This is a genomic window from Streptomyces sp. NPDC058637 (assembly GCF_042717325.1).
In the GTDB taxonomy this organism is placed as follows: Bacteria; Actinomycetota; Actinomycetes; order Streptomycetales; family Streptomycetaceae; genus Streptomyces.
This window is the reverse complement of the sequence record NZ_JBHXRD010000010.1, coordinates 105,865-112,965: the sequence shown is the minus strand read 5'-3', so window position 1 is coordinate 112,965 and position 7,101 is coordinate 105,865. Positions and strand designations below refer to the sequence as shown.

Genomic DNA, 7,101 nt, shown 5'->3' with positions numbered 1-7,101 from the left:
CGCCCTCCACCCCCGCGCGCCCCCCGCTGCGCCCCCCCCCCACCGACGCGGTCCCCCCCGCCGCCCCCACCCCCGCCCCCCCCCCCGCCCCCACCCGCGCCCCCGGTGCGGAACGGCTGCGTCCGCTCCAGGGGCTGTGCCTGCCACGTCCGGGCCCGTGGGCGCGTCAGCCGGTCCGACCGCGCAGGCCACGGCCGCCGGTGCGGTGAGCGAGGTGCCCCGGCGGCCGGTATCGCCGTGTGTCCGGCGGTCCATCACATCCGGCCGGAGGTGACGGGACGTCATCGGTGACCCGTGGCCGGGTCAGTCGGCGATGAGACCTTCCCTGAGCTGGGTGAGTGTCCGCGTCAGCAGCCGTGAGACGTGCATCTGGGAGATGCCGACCTCCTCGCCGATCTGCGACTGGGTCATGTTGGCGAAGAAGCGCAGCATGATGATCTGCCGCTCGCGCGGGGCGAGTTTGGCCAGCAGCGGCTTCAGGGACTCGCGGTACTCGACGCCCTCCAGCGCCGCGTCCTCGTACCCCAGGCGGTCCGCCAGCGAGCCCTCGCCACCGTCGTCCTCGGGGGACGGGGAGTCCAGCGAGGAGGCCGTGTAGGCGTTGCCGACGGCCAGACCGTCGACCACGTCCTCCTCGGAGACCCCGAGCGCCTTGGCGAGCTCCGGCACGGTCGGCGAGCGGTCGAGCTTCTGGGCGAGCTCGTCGCTCGTCTTCGTGAGGGCCAGCCGCAGCTCCTGCAGCCGGCGAGGAACCCGCACCGACCACGAGGTGTCGCGGAAGAAGCGCTTGATCTCCCCCACGACGGTCGGCATCGCGAACGTGGGGAACTCCACGCCCCGTTCGCAGTCGAAGCGGTCGATCGCCTTGATCAGGCCGATCGTCCCGACCTGGACGATGTCCTCCATCGGTTCGTTCCGGCTCCGGAACCGCGCCGCCGCGTACCGCACGAGCGGGAGGTTGAGCTCGATGAGTGTGTCCCGCACATAGGCCCGCTCGGGGCTGTCCGTTCCGTCGGGGCCCGGAGCGGGACCCAGCGCGGCGAGCCGCAGGAACAGGGAGCGGGACAGGGTTCGGGTGTCGATGGCTTCCGACGAGCTGGTGAGCACGGCAGGTGCTGGTGCGCTCTTCGTGAGCGTGAGCACCTTCGAGCTGCCCTGTTCTGCGGACATGCCACCCCCTTGAGGTCGCGGACGGTCGCGGTGGCCACGACCATCGGAGGAACGCAGCCTCCACCTGAATACCGGAGGTAGGGCTGCGGCAAACGCGGTTCCAGCAGAATGTCACATGTCGGCAACACGCTGTAGTGACATGTCGACAACCAAGCGCTGAAACTGTGCAGGAAACAGGGGGTGTGCGGCTTTTACGCCTCCGGAACCTGTCTGTGTGGGGTCTACCCGTTCCGGTTACGCCTCGATCCTGTTTGCGGATCGCAGACGGGCGAAGCTTCTGGCCAGCAGCCTTGACACATGCATCTGGGAGACACCCAGCTCGGCGCTGATCTGGCTCTGCGTCAGGTTGTTGTAGTAGCGCAGCAGCAGGATCCGCTGCTCGCGCTCGGGCAGTTGGACGAGCAGATGCCGTACGAGGTCGCGATGTTCGACCCCGGCCAGTGCAGGGTCCTCGTAGCCGAGCCGGTCCAGGAGTCCGGGCAGTCCGTCGCCCTCCTGCGCGGCTTCCAGTGAGGTCGCGTGGTACGAGCGGCCCGCCTCGATGCAGGCGAGGACCTCGTCCTCGGAGATCTTCAGCCGCTCGGCGATCTCACCGGTGGTGGGTGAGCGGCCATGAGCGGTCGTCAGGTCCTCGGTGGCGCCGGTGACCTGGACCCAGAGCTCGTGCAGCCTCCGCGGCACGTGCACGGTCCGTACGTTGTCCCGGAAGTAGCGCTTGATCTCACCGACCACGGTGGGCATCGCGAACGTCGGGAACTGGACGCCGCGTTCCGGGTCGAAGCGGTCGATGGCGTTGATCAGGCCGATGGTGCCGACCTGGACGACGTCCTCCATGGGCTCGTTGCGACTGCGGAACCGGGCCGCGGCGTACCGCACGAGTGGCAGGTTCGCCTCGATGAGGGCGGTGCGCACCCTGCGGTGTTCCGGGGTGCCGGGTTCGAGGTCCTTGAGCCGGCCGAACAGCACCTGGGTGAGCGCCCTGGTGTCCGCGCCCCGGGTCCTGGCGGGCACGGTGGGGTCGGGCGTCTCGGTCTGGATGTCGTTCGTCTGGACGTTCTGGGGCGGGACTTGAGGCGCTGTACTGGCCGGCACGGTGTCGCCACCCCTTTGCGGTCAACTACGGTCAACTCATCCGTCAAAAGCGGTCATAGCATCACAAGACATGTCCACTGTGTGCAAGCACCGCATAGGGTCGTGTTGAGAGCAATTCGGTTTAAACATGCCGAAAAGCCCCTCTCCGGAGCGGGAGGGGCCCACGGGACCGGAGTGCCGGACGTGTCAGAAGGGATAGTCGGCAATCACCCAAGTGGCGAACGCGCGCCACTGTCCGGCCGCGGCCTGGTGGGCCGGGTGCTCGATGTAGCGCTTCAGGGATTCCTCGTCCGCGACCGCCGAGTTGATGGCGAAGTCGTACGCGATCGGCCGGTCGGTGATGTTCCAGGCGCACTCCCAGAACTCCAGCTCGGGAATCCTCCCGCCGAGCTCCCGGAAGGCCTCCGCCCCGGCGACGACCCGCGGATCGTCCCGTTCGACGCCGTCGTTCAGCTTGAACAGGACCAGGTGGCGGATCATGGGTGTTCTCCTACTTCACGAGCTCGGACATGAAGTCCCCGACACCCTGTGCGGCGCTCGAAATGCCTTCGAATCCGACTTGGACGAGATCGGCGGCCCGGGCGGGGGACGTGATGATCGTGTACAGCACGAAGACCACGATCAAGTAGAGCGCGATCTTCTTCGCTTGCGCCACAGCCCTGCCCCTCCCCTTCGACCACCTGTGCAGTCGGGTGATTCTAGCCGCACGTATGGCCGTATCCGGTGGCCGTTTCCGATCACTGATGTGGCTTTTAAGGACCAAGGACCTGTTGATCCGGGCCCTTTGCCCCCGGGTGCGGCTTCTGCCGAGGAGGAGGATGGAGAGCGAGCCCGCGTATGTGGCAGAAATGCGCGGGCCGAGGGACAGGACCTCTCCGAGGTCCGCGCCGCGAGACTTCCCCCCTGACCGCGGCGAGGGCCCCTGGTCCCGTTCTCACCGGGGGAAGCGGCTTGTCCCCCCGATGCCGCTTCCCCCGACCTCGAACCGCACGGCGCACGACCGCGGCCCCGGCTCACGGATTCCTGATCCCGAGCCGGGGCCGCGGTCGTATGCGCAGGGAACGCTCGAAGGGCCCGACGCTATGCGTCGGGCCCTTCGTAAGAGCGGTAGCGGAGGGATTTGAACCCTCGGTGAGTTTCCCCACACTCGCTTTCGAGGCGAGCTCCTTCGGCCGCTCGGACACGCTACCGAGAGAGAGCTTAGACCATTCCCGGCCCAGGTTCGAAATCGGTTTCCCGGTGGTCGGCCGGTGTCTGCCCGGGAGGCGTCAGCGCTCGCGGAAGAACGCCGTCAGCAGGGCCGCGCAGGCGTCCTCCAGGACGCCGTGGATCACTTCGGGGCGGTGGTTGAGCCTGCGGTCCCGTACGACGTCCCAGAGCGATCCTGCGGCGCCGGCCTTCTCGTCCCGAGCGCCGTAGACCACCCGGCCGATCCGGGACTGCACGAGAGCGCCCGCGCACATCGTGCAGGGCTCCAGGGTGACCACCAGCGTGCAGCCGGTCAGCCGCCAGGCGCCGAGTACGGCGGCGGCGCGCCGCAGCGCGAGCACCTCCGCGTGCGCCGTCGGGTCACCGGTGGCCTCGCGCTCGTTGTGGCCGGCGGCGAGCGGCGTGCCGTCCGGGCCGAGGACGACGGCGCCGACCGGCACATCGCCGGCCGACGCCGCCCGCGCGGCCTCGTCGAGGGCTAGGCGCATGGGTGCCTGCCACGGGTCCCGTACGGGATCGGGGGAAGGCGGTGAGGAGGGTGGGGGTGGTGGTGCGTTCACCCGCGGACCCTAACGGACGGTCTCCAGGACCTCGGCCGCGCCCAGCGCGTCCGCGATCTCCACCAGCGCGTCGGTGCGCAGGGTCAGCAACTCCTTCTCGGACAGACCGAGGTCGGCGAGGATCCCGAGTTCGCCGATCGGCCCCGCCGGTACGGCGTCGGGGTCGTGGTCCAGGTCGAGGTCGGTCACGGCGGGGGCGGCCCGGTCGTCGGCGCCGTCGTCGGCGTCTTCCTCCGTACCGTCGAGGTCGACGAGCTCCTCCAGTGCGGCGATCTCGACCTCGGCCCCCGGTTCGCGGCCGAGCAGTTCATCGGTGAGCAGGATCTCCCCGTACGAGGAGCGGGCGGCGGCGGACGCGTCCGAGATGTAGATACGGGGGTCCTCCTCACCGTCCACCCGGATGACGCCGAACCAGGCGTCCTCCTGCTCGATGTAGACCAGGACCGTGTCCTCGTCCATCGAGGCCTCACGGGCCAGATCCGTCAGGTCGGACAGGGTTTCCACGTCGTCGAGCTCTGTATCGCTCGCTTCCCACCCGTCTTCGGTGCGCGCGAGCAGTGCGGCGAAGTACACCGTGACTCTCCCACTGGTCATAGGCGAATCGGTCCGACGGGAGGGCAGTCGGTCATCCGGCTGCCCTGGGCCCCGCCCAATCGGCATCGTGGCAGAAACCAGCGCGATGCGAGACCTCTTCGACCGTTGCGTCGGCCATCAGTTCCCTGAGCGCCTTCTCGCGGGGACTCCTCGCGAGCTCCTCCGGGAGCCGGTCCGGCGGTGCCGACGGACGGGGTCACCAGCGGAATGTGCGCATCCGCATCTGTTGGCGCATTCGGGCCGCGCGGGCGCGGCGCGGCTGAACCCGGTCGCGGAGCTGCTTCGCCTCGTGGAGCTCACGGAGGAACTGCGCCCGGCGCCTCCGGCGCGCCGCGTCACTCTCCTGCGCGTCCGGCACGTTCTCCCGCGCGTCGGGCAGGTCGCGCGCGTCGCGTGCGGCCTGCCGCTGATTCCGCTGTTCCCCGTCGGGCAATCGACACACCACCCCAAGCCTGGGTCCGTATGCCCCCACCTTCCCCCCGAACAGGTGGTTGATGCCAGCGCGGACCGGCGGGACCCCGTCCGGGGCCCGGCTACTGTGGACGTCATGCGGATCCACGTCGTCGACCACCCGCTGGTGGCGCACAAACTCACCACGCTGCGCGACAAGCGCACCGACTCCCCGACCTTCCGGCGGCTCGCCGACGAGCTGGTCACCCTCCTCGCGTACGAGGCCACCAGGGATGTGCGGACCGAGCAGGTCGACATCGAGACCCCGGTGACGCCCACGACCGGTGTGAAGCTGTCGCACCCCCGGCCGCTCGTCGTCCCGATCCTGCGCGCCGGTCTGGGCATGCTGGACGGCATGGTGCGGCTGCTCCCGACCGCCGAGGTCGGTTTCCTGGGCATGATCCGCAACGAGGAGACCCTCCAGGCGGAGACGTACGCGACACGGATGCCCGAGGACCTCTCCGGCCGTCAGGTCTACGTCCTGGACCCGATGCTGGCCACCGGCGGCACGCTCGTCGCCGCCATCCGGGAACTGATCAAGCGCGGGGCGGACGACGTCACCGCGGTCGTGCTGCTCGCGGCGCCCGAGGGCGTCGAGGTGATGGAGCGCGAGCTGGCCGGTGCGCCGGTCACGGTGGTCACCGCCTCGGTCGACGAGCGGCTCAACGTGAACGGCTACATCGTGCCGGGGCTCGGCGACGCCGGGGACCGGATGTACGGCACCGCCGGCTGACGGCGCCGTACGGAGTCGGCGGGAGTCAGCAGGAGGACGGCGCAGGGGCCGGCTTCGTCAGCGCCGTGAGCGCCGAGGCCGCCGCCGCGGGCGTGCTGAACGTCTTGAACTTCGTGCCGATGATCAGATCGACGTCCGCGGTCCTGCGGGCGTCGGTCTTGTGCACCGCCCCGGGAAGCTGTGTGGCCAGCACCGGGAACGAGCCGTTCGCGGCCGTCGCGGCGCCGAGCAGCAGTCCGGTGCCGGGAACCTTCTTGTCGTACGCGGCCGGGGCGTTGTCCACCTTGCCGATGACGAAGCCGCGCTTCTTCAGCTCGTCCGCCGCGGCCTTGGCGAGCCCGCGGCGCGGCGTCGCGTTGTAGATGTTGACCTTGATCGTCGCAGGCCGGGGGAGTGCCTTGGCGGGGGTCGTCGCCTTCGGCGAGGGACAGGCCTTCGCGCGGTCGGCGGCGTTGGCCTGCTTGTCGCCGCCGGTGAAGACGTCGATGAGCTGGAGCGTGCCCCATCCGGCGAGACCGAGGACCGTCACGGCGGCGATCGCCGAAAGGACCAGCTTGCGGCGGTGACGCGGGCGGCGCATGCGCGGGTAGGTGTTTCCCGTGATGCGGTACTTTCCGCCCATGCCGGGTGGGGTCAGCATGCTCATGGGCGCAGCGTAGTGCGACCTGGTGATGATGCCTACTAAACGATCAACAGATGGCACCCGTACGTGCATAAAAGCACCCGAAAGGACCGAAATGGTCCACGGGTGGGAGTGGCGCGGGTCAGCCGAGTTCGAGAACGCGCGCGTGCAGCACCTGGCGCTGCTGCAGGGCGGCGCGTACGGCGCGGTGCAGCCCGTCCTCGAGGTAGAGGTCGCCCTGCCACTTCACGACGTGGGCGAACAGGTCGCCGTAGAACGTGGAGTCCTCGGCGAGCAGGGTTTCGAGGTCCAGCTGGCCCTTGGTGGTCACCAGCTGGTCGAGGCGGACCGGGCGCGGCGCGACATCCGCCCACTGCCGGGTGCTTTCCCGGCCGTGGTCAGGATATGGCCGCCCATTTCCGATGCGCTTGAAGATCACACGGAAAGCCTACCGGGCAAGGACCTCCGGGCGCAGCCATGGGGCGGGGCTGCATACCGGGCAAAATACCGTCAACTGCCATAAAGCGGGACAGGGGCTGTCATGAGTGATGCCCGGAACCCGCTGCCGCGGTCACACGTCACCCCGCGGGCGGGGGGGGGGGGGCGCCCCCCCCCCCCCCCCGGGGGGGGAGCGTGGGGGGGACGGAAAACGTGAAGCCGGGGGCCGGCTG

The 7,101-nt window shown here is 69.6% G+C and carries 10 protein-coding genes and 1 tRNA gene; 1 reads left to right on the top strand and 10 read right to left on the bottom strand.

Features of this window, described 5'->3' with window-relative positions; all coding sequences use genetic code 11:
- Positions 1 to 303 precede the first annotated feature (303 nt).
- The 8 genes from ACFWVP_RS12670 to ACFWVP_RS12635 all read right to left on the bottom strand — a co-directional run bounded on the left by ACFWVP_RS12670 (position 304) and on the right by ACFWVP_RS12635 (position 5,058).
- The gene (locus ACFWVP_RS12670; protein WP_384496027.1) at positions 304 to 1,170 is read right to left on the bottom strand and encodes an RNA polymerase sigma factor SigF; all 867 of its coding nucleotides are present in this window, start codon (positions 1,168 to 1,170) and stop codon (positions 304 to 306) included.
- A 234-nt stretch (positions 1,171 to 1,404) separates the two neighbouring features.
- On the bottom strand, positions 1,405 to 2,262 hold the full coding sequence (locus ACFWVP_RS12665; RefSeq protein WP_384496025.1) for an RNA polymerase sigma factor SigF: 858 nt from the start codon (positions 2,260 to 2,262) through the stop codon (positions 1,405 to 1,407).
- Positions 2,263 to 2,448: 186 nt separating this feature from the next.
- Complete coding sequence (locus ACFWVP_RS12660; RefSeq protein WP_384496023.1) at positions 2,449 to 2,742, bottom strand: Dabb family protein; 294 nt, start codon at positions 2,740 to 2,742, stop codon at positions 2,449 to 2,451.
- A gap of 10 nt (positions 2,743 to 2,752) precedes the next feature.
- On the bottom strand, positions 2,753 to 2,917 hold the full coding sequence (locus ACFWVP_RS12655) for a hypothetical protein (protein WP_384496021.1): 165 nt from the start codon (positions 2,915 to 2,917) through the stop codon (positions 2,753 to 2,755).
- 450 nt (positions 2,918 to 3,367) lie between these two features.
- Positions 3,368 to 3,452 (bottom strand) — tRNA-Ser (locus ACFWVP_RS12650).
- A gap of 78 nt (positions 3,453 to 3,530) precedes the next feature.
- Entirely contained in the window at positions 3,531 to 3,959 is a 429-nt protein-coding gene (gene tadA, locus ACFWVP_RS12645) for a tRNA adenosine(34) deaminase TadA (protein ID WP_384496211.1), read from the bottom strand.
- An 81-nt stretch (positions 3,960 to 4,040) separates the two neighbouring features.
- Complete coding sequence (locus ACFWVP_RS12640) at positions 4,041 to 4,604, bottom strand: hypothetical protein (RefSeq protein ID WP_384496210.1); 564 nt, start codon at positions 4,602 to 4,604, stop codon at positions 4,041 to 4,043.
- 217 nt (positions 4,605 to 4,821) lie between these two features.
- The gene (locus ACFWVP_RS12635) at positions 4,822 to 5,058 is read right to left on the bottom strand and encodes a hypothetical protein (protein WP_056793564.1); all 237 of its coding nucleotides are present in this window, start codon (positions 5,056 to 5,058) and stop codon (positions 4,822 to 4,824) included.
- A 114-nt stretch (positions 5,059 to 5,172) separates the two neighbouring features.
- Between ACFWVP_RS12635 and upp the strand changes: the two genes are divergently transcribed.
- Positions 5,173 to 5,808 (top strand): uracil phosphoribosyltransferase, encoded by a 636-nt coding sequence (upp, locus tag ACFWVP_RS12630; RefSeq protein WP_384496018.1) that lies wholly within the window; start codon positions 5,173 to 5,175, stop codon positions 5,806 to 5,808.
- Between the two features lie 25 nt (positions 5,809 to 5,833).
- On the opposite strand, the gene ACFWVP_RS12625 is transcribed toward upp, so the two are convergent.
- Both ACFWVP_RS12625 and ACFWVP_RS12620 read right to left on the bottom strand, forming a co-directional pair.
- Positions 5,834 to 6,430 (bottom strand): LytR C-terminal domain-containing protein, encoded by a 597-nt coding sequence (locus tag ACFWVP_RS12625; RefSeq protein ID WP_384496208.1) that lies wholly within the window; start codon positions 6,428 to 6,430, stop codon positions 5,834 to 5,836.
- A 142-nt stretch (positions 6,431 to 6,572) separates the two neighbouring features.
- Positions 6,573 to 6,869, bottom strand: a complete 297-nt coding sequence (locus tag ACFWVP_RS12620) for a type II toxin-antitoxin system VapB family antitoxin (RefSeq protein ID WP_003955420.1) — start codon at positions 6,867 to 6,869, stop codon at positions 6,573 to 6,575.
- Positions 6,870 to 7,101: the final 232 nt, after the last annotated feature.